Genomic DNA, 15,947 nt, shown 5'->3' with positions numbered 1-15,947 from the left:
CGAAAAGGCACTTTATAATGAGTTGTCTTATATAAAAAACAACAATTCAGTATATTGAATTTAATATTTTTAATCAAATGCAATTTTAGCGCCCAAGGAGTGTCGTAATGTTCTCACTAAAGAATCCTTCATTGATTAAGTCTCAATGCTTGGTTGGCAATAGTTCAGGCAATGGCTGGATTGATGCTGAAGATGGCAGCACTATTGAGGTAACCAACCCATTTGATGGTTCAGTTATTGGTAAGGTACCTAGCTTAAGCCAAGCGCAAGTTGAGCAGGCGGTTGCTGCTGCAGATAGTGTACAAGCCGAATGGGCCTCGAAAACACCTAGCGAGCGGGCAAAATTGTTGAATAAATGGGCGGATCTCATTGATGAAAACCATGAGGATTTAGCCGTTCTAATGACGGCTGAGATGGGTAAACCATTAAAAGAATCTCGTGGAGAAATTACGTACGCGAATAGCTTTATTCGTTGGTTTGCCGAAGAGGGCAAGCGTGTTTATGGCGATACTATTCCTGCTAACAAAGCCAGCCAACGTATCACCGTGCTTAAACAACCTGTGGGTGTATGTGCGGCTATTACACCTTGGAATTTCCCCTCTGCTATGATCACTCGTAAGGCTGCGCCTGCCTTAGCTGCGGGCTGTACTATGGTGGTTAAACCTGCCTCGCAAACGCCTTTATCAGCATTAGCTTTAGGCGAGCTTGCTATGCAAGCGGGTATCCCTCAGGGCGTTTTACAGATAGTGACGGGTAAATCATCTGTCGTCGGTGATGTACTGACAGGCGATAAACGTATTCATAAGCTCTCTTTCACAGGGTCTACCGAGGTAGGTCGCAACTTAATGGCGCAATGTGCCGATACGATTAAGAAGTTATCGCTTGAGCTTGGCGGCAACGCCCCGTTCATTGTATTTGAGGATGCTAATTTAGAGCAGGCAGCAGCGGGTTTGATTGCGGCCAAATATCGTAATGCAGGACAAACCTGTGTCTGTGCCAACCGTGTGTACGTTCAACAGTCAATTAAAGATAAGTTTTTAGACATATACCTCAAAAAAGTGGCTGAATTAAAAGTAGGTAATGGTCTTACCGAGGGCGTGGATATTGGTCCACTTATTAACCAAGATGCCTTAGATAAAGTAAAAGCTTTGTTGCAAGATGCTCTAGATAAAGGGGCAAACTTACTAGCAGGCGGTAGTGAAAACGAGGCTGCAAAACTTACCTTTAATCCAACCGTTATCACGGACATTAGTGCAGATATGGATATTGCACATGAAGAAATTTTTGGCCCCATCACCTCTATCTTTACATTTGATGATGAAGCTGAGGTTATTAAACAAGCCAATGATACTATCTACGGCTTGGCTGCCTATTTTTATAGTACAGATTTAGCCCGATCATGGCGTGTCACTGAGGGCTTAGAATACGGCATGGTGGGTCAAAACACAGGCATTTTATCCACCGAAGTCGCTCCGTTTGGTGGGGTTAAGCAGTCTGGCTTTGGTAGAGAAGGGTCGAAATACGGTATTGAAGAGTACCTGATTGTTAAATACTGGTGTCAAGAGCTGGGCTAATGCTTGCCCAAACCTTAGTCAAACATTCTACGGTGGCTTGATGTGACGGATTGATATGACGGATTGATATGACAGCTTGATATAAGGGGTAACCTTACTCAATTTGTACTCTGGTTTGTCTCGCTTAAAATATACCTTGTACGATTCATGCTGGATTGCCCAATATCTACTTTAGATTTCTTCTTATAGCTGTTTTGAAGGCCAATTTTGATAGCCGATAACTTTAAATTCAGTGAATTTAAATGTGATAGAAAGTAAGCGTTACAGGTAATTTTATTCAGCAAACGCTAGGGCGTATCCTCAATTCGTACAATTGCATTTAAATGGGCTAAAAATAGCTAAATCTTGTCATACCACGTCAAATAACGGGTAAATATCTCGATATTTACCTATTATTTTCCTTGTCTGACTGCGATTTATCTAATTTTTATCTCCATTTTCAAAATGAGGACACGCCCTAGACAAACCATCTAATACAAGGAAAGTAACTATGAATAATATGACGAATAATATGACGAATAATATGATGAATAATGTGACGAATAATAATCTAGCAACCGCGACAACCAATCAATCACTATTAGCCCGTCGCCAAGCTGTATTGCCAAAAGGGCTTGGTGTGGCTTTTCCGGTGTTTGCAGATAAAGCAAAAAATACAGAGGTTTGGGATATTGAAGGCAACCGTTATATTGATTTTATTGGCGGGATATCTGTATTGAATACCGGTCATAATCATCCAAAAATTACTCAGCGTGTGCGTGAACAGCTTGATAAGTTTACCCATACCGCTGCTCAGATTATGAACTATGAAAGCTATGTGACCTTGGCAGAAAAGCTGTGCGAAAAAGCACCCATCAGCGGCGACAAAAAAGCAGTATTTTTTACCACAGGTGCTGAAGCGGTTGAAAATACTTTAAAAATTGCCAAGGCGAGTACGGGTCGTTATGGGGTTATCTCATTTGTTGGCGGTTGGCATGGTCGTACCGCTATGTGTCTGGGGCTCACAGGTAAAGTAGTACCCTACAAAAACAATTTTGGTCCGATGCCAGCGTCTATTTATCATGCGCTTTTCCCCGCACCTGAGCTTGGTGTGACTGAAGAGCAGGCGCTAAATAGTATTGATATGATATTCCAAGCATCCATTCACCCTAGCGATGTCGCAGCGATGATTATCGAGCCAGTACAAGGCGAGGGTGGCTTCCATCAAGTGACTCCGTCTTTTGCGAAAGCGCTACGTCAGATATGTGATGAACATGGCATTGTGCTTATTTTTGACGAAGTACAATCTTGCTTTGGACGTACGGGTACCTTGTTTGCGACTGAGCAATTGGGGGTAGAGCCAGATTTAATGACCAGTGCCAAAAGTCTAGCAGGGGGTTATCCCCTCTCAGCAGTTATCGGACGCGCTGATATTATGGATGCGCCACAACCGGGTGGTCTGGGTGGCACATACTCGGGGAACCCCCTTGGCTGTGTCGCAGCATTAGCAGTTATGGAAGTGATTGAAGAGGAAAACTTACTTGAGCGCAGTCAGGTTATCGGCAATAAGATCGCTAGATTTTTAGAAGATTTGAGCCATCCAAATATCGCAAACATACGCCATAAAGGGGCAATGTTGGCTTTTGATTTAGTCGATGACAAGGGTAGCCCTGACCCTGCTGCAACTGTAGACTTAAGAGCATCTGCTTTTGAAAAAGGTCTGTTATTGGCATCCTGTGGCCGCCATGGTAATTCGGTACGCATTATGGTGCCGTTAACGGTGTCAGACGAGATACTAAATGAAGGTTTAGAGATTATTAAGGCGTGCCTATGAATACAGGCTCTTAGATTAATCGGGATAAATGTTACCTAATATTAATGCTAGTTTTCTTACGGATATAAGCTCTTTTTGTTGAGATGAGCAATGTAGACGGTGGTATTAAATTAAGTCATAGATTAAAACAAAGGATTTGTTATGTCTGATTTTAAAAAATCGTTAGGAACGGTTGATATTATTGCACTCGCATTTGGTGCCATGGTAGGTTGGGGCTGGGTAGTCTTAGCGGGAGGCTGGGTTATCTCAGCAGGTATTTGGGGTGCTGTACTGGCATTCTTGATTGGTGGTTTGGCGGTAATACTGATAGGTGTCACTTATGCGGAGCTCGCTGCTTCAATGCCTATTACAGGTGGGGAGCATACCTATACCCATAGGGCGATGGGCACGCATATATCGTTTATATGCTCGTGGAGTATTTTATTTGGCTACTTATCTGTCGTTGCTTTTGAAGCAGTAGCCTTACCGACCGTTGTAGAATATCTTGTACCAAATTTTAACCAAGGTCTACTTTGGAATGTTGCTGGCTGGGATGTTTACGGCTCTTGGGTGGCAGTGGGTATGATAGGCTCAATTGTAGTGACTTGGCTGAACATTCGCGGTATAGGTGTTAGTGCTATGTTCCAGAAAATCGCAGTGACAGGCATTTTACTGGTTGGTATATTGCTGTTCATCGGTGCGCTTTTATATACACCAGCTAACTCTGATGCGGTTCAAGCCCCTGCCTTTATTGGCGGAGTTGGTGGTATTATGGCCGTCATCATCATGGTGCCGTTCATGTTTGTTGGATTTGACGTGATTCCTCAGGCTGCAGAAGAGATTGATTTAACCCGCCCAAATATTGGTAAGTTCCTAATACTATCATTGATAGTTGCCGTTGCTTGGTATGCTGGTGTTGCATGGAGTGTAGGACGTACCCTACCGCTTTTACAAGCGCAAGAATCTACCCTAGCCACTGCCGATGCAATGACTAATGCGTGGAATGGTAAATGGGCAGGGATATTACTCGTGATGGCTGGTGTACTTGGTATTCTATCAAGCTGGAATGCCTTTTTGATTGGTGGCAGCCGTTTAATGTTTGCGATGGCTAAGTCACACATGTTACCCAACTTTTTGGCAAAAATTCATCCTAAATACAATACCCCAGTTAATGCTATTCTGCTTATTGGTGGGCTTGCCACCTTAGCGCCATTATTTGGGCGTAGAATGTTGGTTTGGGTGGTCGATGCCGGTGGTTTTGGTATCGTCATTGCTTATACTTGTGTTGCCCTTGCCTTTTTAGTGCTACGTTATCGTGAGCCAGATATGGTTCGACCTTTCAAAATACCTGCGGGTAAAGCGGTTGGTTTTGTGACCATTATTTTAAGTCTTGGTTTATTGGCTTTATATATGCCGGGCATGCCGTCGGCCCTAATAGCCATTGAATGGTGGATTTTCTTGGGATGGACAGTGCTTGGTATCCTTTTATATGGATATTCGCTCGTTAAATACCCCGGTAAGAGTAAAGAATTTATGGATGAAGAAATTGTTGCCGTAAAAGAGCTGAATGTCGAATGGCTTAAGAAAAATAGACTGCTTTAATGTTTAGTCTTAAATGGTCAAATTAAGAAAGCTCTGCTTAGAAATAGGCAGAGCTTTCTTAATTATCTAGGGGCTAACAGTTCAGTCACAATTAGCTTTTTGGCGCATCTTCTTGGTTATTCGGTGCTGCTTTTTCAAATGCCGGCAATGATCGGCAATGTTCATCAATAGCAGCAATGTTTGGATAAGGCGTGAGGTCTACCTTGAAGCGATTGGCTGAGTAAATCTGTGGAATTAAATAGCAGTCTGCTAAGGTAGGGCTATTGCCATAGCAAAAATTACCGCGGCTAGTATCTGCTGCCAATAACGTTTCTAATGCACTAAAGCCATCCACCATCCAGCGTTGGCACCATGCTATTACTTGGTCTTGATCTGCTGATAATTGGTTGCGTAGATATTGTAAAATACGACGATTATTGATGGGATGAATATCACAACCAATCATAGCGCAGAGCGCACGCACACGTAAACGACCCTCTGCATCTTTAGGTAATAAAGGCTTATCTGGGTAGGTTTCCTCTAGCCATTCTAAAATAGCAGGACTTTGAAACATCAGTAAGTCGTCTACTTTTAGTACGGGGACTAAGCCTTGTGGATTGATAGATTTAAACGCCGCCTCAGATTGCTCGTCTTGTGCTAAATTAACGGGTAGCGATTGGTAATCTAACCCCTTAAGGTTTAGCGCTATACGAGTGCGGTATGATGTGCCACTGCGAAAGTAGCCATAAAGTTGCATCATCTTAGTGTCCTTATAAGCAGTTATAGATAGTTTCAATAAACAGCCATCGTTAATAGAAATTGCTTTTGTACATGTTAAACAGCTTACATTATGGTTATAATCAGGTCAGAATTTATCTCATATCCCAATGGCTAAATTTTCAGAATACATTACGATTTTACAGAGTAAACTAAAACTATGTCATTAGTCGAACCATCTGCACGTTCAAACAAAATCCAAAGTGGTGTGCAGTCACTTGAAATCGGTCTGTCTGTGTTAGATGTACTTATTGATAAAAATCAGCCTATGATGCTCAAAGATATTGCCCAAGTTATGGATATGAATCCTGCAAAAGTGCATCGTTATTTGGTAAGCCTCATCCGAAAGCAATATGCGCAAAAGTTAGAGGATGGCCGTTATAGCTTAGGCTTACGAATAAATGCGCTTGGACATAATAGCTTAGAGCAAAACAATATTTTACAGAGACTATTGCATGCAGCAACTGATATTAAAGACGCTTTAAACTGTGGTGTACAAATCGCAAAATGGGTCAGTGAGGGTCCAGTTATTATTCAGTCTGTAGAGCCTGATAGCCCTATTAGCCTTATTACTCGCATTGGCTCAAGAATGCCACTAACGGCGTCTGCAACGGGTTATTTATTTGCGGCTTATCAACCTGAGTCTGTGGTAAAAGGGCTTATGTTTGCGGAGTGGCAAACTCAATCTGACAAAATGCAGTCGGCATTTTCCAGTGAGAATACGCAATCTAACCGATCAATTCATAACAGTGATCTCGATAAGAATTGGGAACGATTCACACAGCTTAAGGCAGCCATCTTAACCCAAGGGTATGCTGCTGTAACAGGTGATTTACTGATGGGCATCAACGCTATATCTTTACCGGTATTGCTATCGCCGTCTACCACCAAGCCTTTAGAGTATGCCATTACAGTTATTGGTACGGCAGAGCAGCTACCAAGAGAGAAACACCAGCATATTGCTGATGTTATCTCGTCAATCGCTACACACCACAGCATGTAATCTATATAACTAGCCTATAACAAACAGGTGTAACATGCAGGCTCGATTAAACCGTAACGCTATTGAGCACACGCTAAGCTGGCTTCTTTGGCTTTTTCATAAACACTCTGGGCATCCAAACCTGTTGCGCTAACCTCATCAAGATATCGCTGCGTCCCTTCAAGCAAAGGGCCCTTCCAATCGGGGTCATTCAGTGGGTCGGGGATGTCAATCATAATATCCCCATTCGCTTTAGCCTCTTCCATCACGGCTGCATTCTCCGTGTCAAAAACTTTAGCGGCAATAGCAGCCATAGAAGCACCAGAATTATCGTCGATTACTTTCTTTAGATCATCCGGCAAGCTCTCATATTTGTCCTTGTTCATATTAACGACTAGAGCAGCACTGTAAAAAGGAATATTGGTATGAGCGTGCATAAGCTCCGTTAACCTGAAAGCACCAAAGGGCTGCCAAGAAAAACTCAGCCCATCAATAACCCCACGGTCAATGGACATATAGACATCTGGGGCTGGCATCCCCACAGGCGCCGCGCCCACAGTTTCAATAATATGGCTGGCGACAGCTGAGGGCTGACGAATGCGTAGACCTTTCAAATCAGCGGGTACTTTGATAGGTTTATCTACCGTATGTAAGGCGCCTGGTCCTGTGCCCATGACATAAAGTAAGTGCGAGTCATCATATTCATTAGCGATAACGCCGTCATCATATAACTTATGAATAACACAGCTTTGCAGTGCCGCTGAGTTTGAGATACCGGGTAGCTCAGCAATCTGAGAGAGTGGAAAGCGACCAGCAGTATAACCATAAGCTTGCATGCCGATATCAACTGTTCCTTTCGCTGCGGCATCGTAGGTTGCACCCGGTTTACTTAATGTGGCTGAAGGATATATCTCAACTTTAAGCCTACCGTTAGACTCGTCTTCAATCTTTTTCGCCCAAGGTTCGAAAACTTGCTTATTAACAGGGTCAGTTGCTGGCATGAAATGTGAGAATCGAAGTATAGTAACCTCTTGCGCAGCGTCTTTAGCTTTTGACTCAACGCCCGCATCTCCTTCAACATTGGCATTCGTTTCTTGTTTATTGGTACACCCTGACAAGCCTATGAAGGCTGCTAGGGCAATACTGACTAATAGTTTAGTAGGCATCAAAATTCCTTTTTTGATTTTAAATTGTTTAGAACGGCGGGCAGATAGGGTAGTACTCAAGCAGTCTAGACTTTATGAAAGATTAAGCCTTATGTATCTGTTGTCTCTGCCGCATGTTTCGTGCCGCATACCTTGTAGTGCATATCTCGAGTTAAAGGTTAACAAATTATTCGCCAACAGGGATAACTTCTTTAACCTCTGCCAGCTCCTCTGCATGCAAAAACTGAGTATGTGCTGGTGCACGTTTGGTTCGTGTCCATTCCTCCAACATATCGTATTTCATCTCTTCGGTAATACGAGAGATTTTTTCTTCTGAGGTAACGTCATCATAAGTCAGTTCCATGCGGTGACCATTGGGATCAAAGAAGTAGATGGAGTGGAAGATGCCATGATTAGTCACACCGACCACATCAATGCCGCCGTCTTCTAACTGCTTTTTAGCAGCCATTAAGGCATCTTTATCTTTTACCTTAAAGGCAATGTGCTGCACCCAATCTGGCGTATTGGGGTCTGATCCCATTTCGGGCTGATTGGGTAGCTCAAAAAATGCCAACACATTTCCATTACCCGCATCCAAAAAAATATGCATATATGGGTCGTATGCCTTGGTAGAAGGAACGTGGTCTTCAGCGAAGGCCAAAATAAAATCCATATTAAGATGTTTTTTATACCACTCAACCGTTTCTTTAGCGTCTTTGCAGCGATAAGCCACATGGTGGATTTGTTCAATTTTAAAGCTCATTATCAATATCCTTTTGACTGATGTTGCACTGAAATAGTTCTTCTAATGTCACTTCTTAGGGTCTTACTTAAAGGGTTTAAGTAAGACCCTAACTGAGCATATGGCAAGTAGTTCTATTAAAGTTTAATCTGGATTTAAACCTAATTTTTTAATCAAAATTACTGTTTAAAATCAAACGTCACAGCGGGTAATACCTTACTTCTCACTTCGCCAAAACCAACCCGCACGCCGTCTTTTTCGGCATAGCCTTTCATAATTACTGTATCGCCGTCTTCAATAAAGGTACGCGTCAAGCCATTACCAATATCAACAGGCTTAGTCGCATTCCAAGCGATTTCAAGCATTGAACCGTAGGAGTCTGGTGTCGGTCCAGATATAGTTCCCGATCCCATCATATCGCCAACATTTACCTCACATCCGGTAATGGTGTGATGGGTAAGTTGTTGCGCCATCGACCAATACATGTACTTAAAGTTGGTTTTACACACAGTGGTCGTCTGTTGTTGGTTTTCTGCTTTTAACTCTACCGAAAGGTTAATATCATAGGTATTTTCTACTTTACTTTCACGCAGATAGGCAAGGGGCGTAGGGTCTTGAGTTGGGCATGCTGTTTTAAAGGGTTCCAGCGCATCTAATGTCACTATCCAAGGAGACACAGAGGAAGCGAAGGTTTTGGCATTAAATGGGCCTAAAGGCACATATTCCCATTTTTGAATGTCACGTGCTGACCAATCATTTAATAGCACCATCCCAAAAATGTGCTCCCAAGCATTATCGATTGAAATAGGTTGGCCTATTTTATTTGGCTTACCAACCACAAAAGCCGTTTCAAGTTCAAAATCTAAACGACGACAGGGCGAGAAAATGGGTCGCTCGTCGGCCTTAGGTTTGATTTGACCTGAGGGGCGTACCACATCTTGACCGCTAACGATCACGGTACTGGCACGCCCATTATAGCCAACAGGCATTTCAGTCCAGTTTGGGAGTAGTGCATTGTTCGGATCGCGGAACATAGTGCCGACGTTGGTGGCGTGCTCTTTAGAGGAATAAAAGTCCGTAAATCCCGGCACGTGTACAGGCAGATGGAGAGTCACATCAGATTGATTAAACAAGGCTTTACCTTGCAATTGTTTATCATCTCGTAAAGTAGCATTGTCGGCTGACAGTAGATTTTGAATGGTGTGGCGTGCGTGGGTCCAATTGTCTCTACCAGACTCGATGAAGGCGTTTAAAGTAGGTTGATCAAAATAATTACCACCGTTTAGTACCAGTAACCCTTCATCTTCAAGAACGGATAAATCCAACACTTTATCGCCAATGGCTACACCAGCACGACGTTTACCATCAGGGGTATCACTGAAGATACCATAAGGAAGATTATGAATGGAGAAGTCGCAATCATTAGCGACACGAATGAATGATGAAAGGGTGTTGTCAGCGTTTGACATGGTTGCGCTCCTTGCATAGGGTTTTAGAAATTAAGTTAAGAATAGAACTTTCTTATTTATTATTTACGAATTAGTAAATTAATTACAAATAATGTAATTTATAGTGCCCGATATTGCAAGCAGTATTGTGTTTGTTTGTAAGAAGGCATTTATTGAATGGGCTGTATCCTACTTTGTACCCATAAAATGCAAGTTACTGTATGCAGCTTGCTATATCTAAATGGATGTAAATTAGGACATGCTCTAATAACTAAGGTGTTATATGTCTTTGAAATAGCTCTTGAAGTGCGATTGTAGAAATGTCTTGAAGGCGATAGTCGCTGGCGAAAGCGCCCGAGAAGATCTTTGATAAATGAAGAATTTACGGGTTTTAATGGGGTCAGTAAGCGGTCTCATTTGTAGTTGGTTGGCACTGACCCAGTCAATAACCTCAGGCATGTAGGGTAGACAGAGTGTGATACCAAAACCTTGTCGGGTCATCTCAAGTGCAGTAGACATAAAGTTGACTTTATATTGAGTTTGTAGGATGTGACTGGCGACGGCTTCATCAAGCTCCATGGTTATTTGCTCAATAAATGGACCGTTTAAGGTAATAAGTGGGTAATTTACTAAGTCGCCCCAATGAAGACTCTCTTTTTGTGTCAGCGCGTGGCTGTCAGGCATAACCACACAAAAGGGCAGCTCGTATAGTAGATCAGTGCTCACATCATCATCTTGTAGAAAAACAAGCTCAGAACTCACACCCAAATCCACTTCAATATTCTGTACTTTTTTCAGTACATCTTCAGCAGAACAGTCCAAAATAGAAATTCTAATATCAGGATAAATCTTAGCAAACTGAGCGACAACGGCAGGCATAGATGAGGCGGCAAACTGAGAGACAACGAGACGCACGTGGCCTTTTGCTAAATTAGTCAAACTATTGGCTTCGTTTTCTAATAAATGCATCTCGTTTAATACCCGCCTTGCTTGCGGCAATAAGCTCATGCCAGCATTAGATAGTGATAACTGGCGAGTGGTGCGATCAAATAAAACCACATCAAGGTTAAATTCAAGTTCTTTAATTAATCCGCTCACGGCAGATTGAGAAAGATGCATCTGCTCGCTGGCCTTAGTAAAACTGCCTTGGTCAGCCACTTGGATAAAGGCATTAATTTGTCTAATCGTGATATTCATAAGGAATCCTGATAAATAAATCATAAAATACAATTAGTCTTATAAATAAACCTAATTTAATATGATTGCAAGTTTAATATCCGTACAGCAGATTTATTGCACCTCACTCAATTGATCAGGATGTTACTTTTGCTTTTAATGGACAACCACTATTAAGGATAATGACAATGGCTGATTTATTTGACAATCCAATGGGACTAAATGGATTCGACTTTGTTGAGTTCGCCTCACCTAAGCCAGAAGCAGTAGAAGAACTATTTGAAAAGTTGGGTTTTACCCATGTTGCCAATCACCGATCAAAAGATGTGGCCTTGTATCGTCAGGGCGATATTAACCTTGTGTTAAACCGTGAGCCAAGAAGCCAAGCCAGCTACTTTGTTGAGGAGCATGGGGCAGGTGCTTGTAGCATGGGTTTCCGCGTCAAAAACTCTAAACAAGCTTTTGAGCTTGCTATTGAAAACGGTGCACAGCCTGTAGACGTGCCCACCGGCTTCATGGAATTGAAATTGCCTGCCATCAAAGGTATTGGCGGTTCGTTAATTTATTTGATTGACCGTTATGAAGATGGCGCTTCGATTTTTGATGTCGATTTTGAGTTTTTACCCGATGTGGATAGAAATCCAGTCGGATACGGGTTTAAAGTCATTGATCACTTAACGCACAACGTCTACCGTGGTCGTATGGCATATTGGGCAGATTTTTATGAGCGTATTTTTAACTTCCGTGAAATCCGCTACTTTGATATCAAAGGCGAATACACAGGGCTAACCAGTAAAGCAATGACCGCACCTGATGGCAAAATTCGTATTCCCTTAAACGAAGAGTCTAAGCAGGGTGGGGGTCAGATTGAAGAGTACCTCATGCATTTCAACGGTGAGGGTATTCAGCATATCGCTTTATTGAGTGATAACTTGCTGGAGAGTATTGATAAGTTAGTCGCAGCGGGCATTCCGTTGATGACTGCCCCACCTGAAACTTACTATCAAATGCTAGATGAGCGCCTACCTGGTCACGGCGAGGATGTATCAGAGCTGCAAACTCGTGGCATCTTGCTAGATGGTACAACTGAGGGTGGTACACCACGCTTGTTGTTGCAAATTTTTTCAGAAACCATCTTGGGTAGCCCCGTTTTCTTTGAATTTATTCAGCGTAAAGGCGACTATGAAGAAGGGTTTGGAGAAGGAAACTTCAAAGCCTTATTCGAATCAATAGAACGCGACCAAATTAACCGTGGTGCTATCGGTAGTAAAGAAGACTAATACGATTGCAAACAGACAAATGCCTAAACTCATCAGTGATGAGTCTAGGCATTTTTGATTAATGATGGTAATAATGACCGTTTTATATACTCCTATATTTGTTTATATTATATCTTATTGATATTTAAACGATAATTCCAACATTAATCTAAGCATTGCTAATCAAATCAACTACACAAGGATGTTTTATGAAGCCAAAGATTTTGACTCAGTTTTCGCCTAAAACGGCATTTGTCTTGTCCGCCATCATCATTGCCATCATGGGCGTTACCATGATTGGATTTGGTTGGGTACCTCATTTATCCCTTATCTTAGCTATTTGTGCTCTGCTTGGTGTCGGGCTATACAAAAAGCTCACTTTTAATGACATGCAAGCGCAAATGGCCGCTGGCGTGATGAGTGGTATTGGTGCCATATATCTGTTTTTCTTTATCGGATTAATGGTTGCTGCTCTGATGATGTCTGGCGCTATTCCAACCATTATGTACTACGGCTTTGAACTTATCTCTCCTCAATATTACTACATCTCTGCTTTTGTGCTAACCTCAATCATCGGTGTTGCACTGGGCAGTAGTTTAACCACTGTAGCCACCTTGGGGGTGGCATTTATTGGCATGAGCAATGCGTTTGAAGCAAATGTAGCAATCGCCGCAGGTGCCGTGGTATCAGGGGCATTCTTTGGTGATAAAATGTCTCCCTTGTCAGACACCTGTACCATCGCATCATCGATTGTGGGTATTGATTTGTTTGAGCACATTCGCAATATGATGTACACCACAATACCCGCATGGTTACTGACCTTAGCGTTGTTTTGGTTTTTTTCTGGACAAACGGTTAGTGCAGATTTGAGTCAAGTCAGCGTGTTACAAGGTCAACTTATTGACAGTGGCTTGGTACATGGCTATTCGGTTGTACCCTTTATCGTGTTGGTTGCCCTCGCATTATTAAGAGTCAACGCCATCTACACCATTATTTGCACTATTATTGTGGCACTGATTGTAACCTTTATGCACAGCACGCCAAGCATTGGCGAGTTAGGGGGTTACTTTTTTGCGGGTTACAAACCGGCTGAAGCCCTAGATTTGGGCGAAGTGGGCGGCATGTTGTCGCGCGGTGGTGTACAAAGTATGTTCTTCACACAAACCATTGTGATACTGGCCTTGAGTCTTGGCGGTTTATTACGAGCACTTGGCATCTTACCGGCACTATTATTAGGTATTAAAGACACCTTAACCAGCTCTGGTCGAGCGATTTTTGCAGCAGCGATGGCAGCATTAAGTATCAACGTACTTATCGGAGAACAATACTTGAGTCTGCTATTGTCTGGCACCTCGTTCCGCCCAACTTTTGAGCGATTAAACCTACATCCTAAAAACCTCTCTCGTACCATTGAAGATGCCGGAACGGTCATTAACCCATTAGTGCCTTGGAGCGTTTGCGGTGTGTTCATCAGCCAAGCCTTAGGTGTGCCGGTGCTTGATTATCTACCGTATGCTTTCTTCTGTTATCTGTCGTTGTTATTAACCATCCTATTCGGTTTCACTGGCATTACTATTACCATGCTGGACAAAAAAGAAGCTTAGCTTTGGTTTAGTAGACGGCTTTAAACGGTTTTAAAGACTAAAAAAAGCGTGATGGGTTATAAACAATTAAGTTTGTAGCCCATCACGCTTTTCGCTTGTATCTGTTCATCTAGGCAAGGGTGTGTGGCTAAGGTCTGCACCGTCTCTTGCTTCGCGTAGCCAGTGCAAAACCTAAGCCACAAAGCCCGCCTAAATGAGCAGGATACCGCTACAATCGTGGCTAAACCGCTCTACATTATCTGATTCATTATGTTATAGCCAGTTCAAAGTAAAACAGCTACATATATTACCCTATACCTTTTAATTGACAGCAGTCATTTTAGAGTAACTCGATTACAAACCAACAAACAGTGTGATTAAAAACGCAGCAACCGCCAACGTGTATAGCGCATATCGAGTGCCACTACCCACATGAATGTGCATGTCATGCAGCACGTAGTACAGACGATGTGCCCCATGCCACATAAAGGTAAAAACCAGTACCGAAAACAGCAATAGAAAGAACCAATGGCTCATCCACCGATGCGCATACTCATAAAAGGTTACCGTATCGCCAATAACGCCAAAAGGTAACAGGATACAAATAATAAGAATAATAGGGGCAAGCGTTAACGCCGCTGTGGTACCGCCTGCTGAGAAAATACCCCAAAATATGGGCTTCAGGTGCTTCTTACTCATAATCTCCCCCAAGCCAGCCCTGCAATAATGGCAAAAATAATGACACTGATAATAACGAAAGCAACCCAGCTGCCCGCAATCATTTTTTTATCTTCGACAAACGTCTCGCCCACTTGAATAGGCATGGCTTTTGGCATGGCCGCAAACCACTCAACCGTATTAAACAAGGCGGCGATAATGGCAAAAATATTAAAAACAACCACGATAGGATTACGCTGAAAGGCCATCCAGCTCTCCCATGCTTCTGGCGATGTGGCGAGCGCAGCAATGCACCAAAATAAGTTTAGAGAAGCTAGAATGACCGGCACACAGGTCAGTTCACGCAACATATACTTTTTATAAAAAGTACTTTGCATGTACCAATTACTAGGTTGTTTGGCGATATAAGGTTTTCTGGCCATGATTAAGACTCCTCTTGCTCTTTTTTATTACTGCCGATTAAATCCATCGCCCAGTAACCCACGCCTTGAGCTTTTGCTTGCTGAATAGCACCAGCAGGATCAACCTTTTTCGGACAAACATCTGAGCAATAGCCAACAAAAGTGCATGGCCAGATGCCACTTTCTTCATTGAGCATTTTAAAGCGTATCTTGGCACCCTCATCACGGCTATCTAAGTTATAACGGTGTGCTAAAGCAGAAGCCGCAGGACCTAAGAACTCAGCATTTAAACCCACTTGTGGGCAGGCTTGGTAGCAGAGCATGCAGTTAATACACATGGTGTACTGTTTGTATTTTGCCAACTGTTTTGGTGTTTGAATATTCTCTTTTTCACTTAAGGCTCTTGGGTTTTTGGTGATGATATAAGGGCTTACAGATTCAAGCTTTTTCATGAAGCCATCCGTATTTACCACCAAATCTTTCTCAATGGGGAAGTTATCCATCGCACCAATAACAATTTCCCCTTGACCGCCATTTTCTACAGCATAATCACGCACAAACGTAGAGCAAGCCAACTTAGGTTTGCCATTGATAACCATACCGCAAGACCCACACACCTCCATACGACATGACCAACGATAAGCCAGCTCGGGCTGTAAATCATCCTTGATAGCCCCAAGCGCATCTAAAATAGACATATCCTGCGTCCACTTAATATCAAATGATTCAGGCCAAGGCTGGTCATCAACATCTGGGCGATAACGCATTACCGTTACTTTAATAGGTTTATTACTATTTAGATGAGTCAT

14 protein-coding genes are annotated in these 15,947 nt (G+C 42.6%); 6 read left to right on the top strand and 8 right to left on the bottom strand.

Going from position 1 to position 15,947, the window contains the following annotated elements; genetic code table 11:
- The first annotated feature begins 107 nt into the window (after positions 1–107).
- The 3 genes from AC2SLL_RS04505 to AC2SLL_RS04495 all read left to right on the top strand — a co-directional run bounded on the left by AC2SLL_RS04505 (position 108) and on the right by AC2SLL_RS04495 (position 4,968).
- Positions 108–1,574: an NAD-dependent succinate-semialdehyde dehydrogenase gene (locus AC2SLL_RS04505; RefSeq protein WP_486530493.1), complete on the top strand. Its 1,467-nt coding sequence runs from the start codon at positions 108–110 to the stop codon at positions 1,572–1,574.
- 526 nt (positions 1,575–2,100) lie between these two features.
- Positions 2,101–3,387: a 4-aminobutyrate--2-oxoglutarate transaminase gene (gene gabT, locus AC2SLL_RS04500; RefSeq protein ID WP_486530608.1), complete on the top strand. Its 1,287-nt coding sequence runs from the start codon at positions 2,101–2,103 to the stop codon at positions 3,385–3,387.
- Positions 3,388–3,528: 141 nt separating this feature from the next.
- Positions 3,529–4,968 (top strand): APC family permease, encoded by a 1,440-nt coding sequence (locus AC2SLL_RS04495; RefSeq protein WP_486530492.1) that lies wholly within the window; start codon positions 3,529–3,531, stop codon positions 4,966–4,968.
- A gap of 91 nt (positions 4,969–5,059) precedes the next feature.
- Here the strand turns inward: AC2SLL_RS04495 and maiA are convergent, their stop codons facing one another.
- Complete coding sequence (maiA, locus tag AC2SLL_RS04490) at positions 5,060–5,704, bottom strand: maleylacetoacetate isomerase (protein ID WP_486530607.1); 645 nt, start codon at positions 5,702–5,704, stop codon at positions 5,060–5,062.
- Between the two features lie 180 nt (positions 5,705–5,884).
- Between maiA and AC2SLL_RS04485 the strand changes: the two genes are divergently transcribed.
- Positions 5,885–6,727 (top strand): IclR family transcriptional regulator, encoded by an 843-nt coding sequence (locus AC2SLL_RS04485; RefSeq protein WP_486530491.1) that lies wholly within the window; start codon positions 5,885–5,887, stop codon positions 6,725–6,727.
- A gap of 59 nt (positions 6,728–6,786) precedes the next feature.
- Here the strand turns inward: AC2SLL_RS04485 and AC2SLL_RS04480 are convergent, their stop codons facing one another.
- The 4 genes from AC2SLL_RS04480 to AC2SLL_RS04465 all read right to left on the bottom strand — a co-directional run bounded on the left by AC2SLL_RS04480 (position 6,787) and on the right by AC2SLL_RS04465 (position 11,238).
- Entirely contained in the window at positions 6,787–7,872 is a 1,086-nt protein-coding gene (locus AC2SLL_RS04480) for a TRAP transporter substrate-binding protein (RefSeq protein WP_486530490.1), read from the bottom strand.
- Positions 7,873–8,038: 166 nt separating this feature from the next.
- Positions 8,039–8,614, bottom strand: coding sequence for a VOC family protein (locus AC2SLL_RS04475; RefSeq protein ID WP_486530489.1), 576 nt, complete (start codon positions 8,612–8,614; stop codon positions 8,039–8,041).
- A 158-nt stretch (positions 8,615–8,772) separates the two neighbouring features.
- Positions 8,773–10,062, bottom strand: a complete 1,290-nt coding sequence (gene fahA, locus AC2SLL_RS04470) for a fumarylacetoacetase (RefSeq protein ID WP_486530488.1) — start codon at positions 10,060–10,062, stop codon at positions 8,773–8,775.
- A 258-nt stretch (positions 10,063–10,320) separates the two neighbouring features.
- Complete coding sequence (locus AC2SLL_RS04465; protein ID WP_486530487.1) at positions 10,321–11,238, bottom strand: LysR substrate-binding domain-containing protein; 918 nt, start codon at positions 11,236–11,238, stop codon at positions 10,321–10,323.
- A 167-nt stretch (positions 11,239–11,405) separates the two neighbouring features.
- Here AC2SLL_RS04465 and hppD point away from each other — a divergent pair, with 167 nt between their 5' ends.
- Both hppD and AC2SLL_RS04455 read left to right on the top strand, forming a co-directional pair.
- Positions 11,406–12,497 carry a 4-hydroxyphenylpyruvate dioxygenase gene (hppD, locus tag AC2SLL_RS04460; RefSeq protein WP_486530486.1) on the top strand — a complete coding sequence of 364 codons (1,092 nt, stop codon included), beginning with the start codon at positions 11,406–11,408 and terminating at the stop codon, positions 12,495–12,497.
- A gap of 188 nt (positions 12,498–12,685) precedes the next feature.
- Complete coding sequence (locus AC2SLL_RS04455) at positions 12,686–14,080, top strand: Na+/H+ antiporter NhaC family protein (protein ID WP_486530485.1); 1,395 nt, start codon at positions 12,686–12,688, stop codon at positions 14,078–14,080.
- Positions 14,081–14,413: 333 nt separating this feature from the next.
- Here AC2SLL_RS04455 and frdD read toward each other — a convergent pair whose 3' ends face one another.
- The 3 genes from frdD to AC2SLL_RS04440 are packed head-to-tail and all read right to left on the bottom strand — an operon-like array spanning position 14,414 to position 15,947.
- Positions 14,414–14,758 carry a fumarate reductase subunit FrdD gene (frdD, locus tag AC2SLL_RS04450; RefSeq protein ID WP_486530484.1) on the bottom strand — a complete coding sequence of 115 codons (345 nt, stop codon included), beginning with the start codon at positions 14,756–14,758 and terminating at the stop codon, positions 14,414–14,416.
- Positions 14,755–15,159: a fumarate reductase subunit C gene (locus tag AC2SLL_RS04445; RefSeq protein ID WP_486530483.1), complete on the bottom strand. Its 405-nt coding sequence runs from the start codon at positions 15,157–15,159 to the stop codon at positions 14,755–14,757. Before AC2SLL_RS04445 ends, frdD begins: the two co-directional genes overlap by 4 nt.
- Before the next feature lie 2 nt (positions 15,160–15,161).
- Complete coding sequence (locus tag AC2SLL_RS04440; RefSeq protein WP_486530482.1) at positions 15,162–15,947, bottom strand: succinate dehydrogenase/fumarate reductase iron-sulfur subunit; 786 nt, start codon at positions 15,945–15,947, stop codon at positions 15,162–15,164.

The sequence above is a fragment of the Psychrobacter sp. CX97 genome (assembly GCF_057396285.1).
Note: the sequence above shows the minus strand (reverse complement) of the source record. Positions and strands in the feature narration are given on the sequence as shown.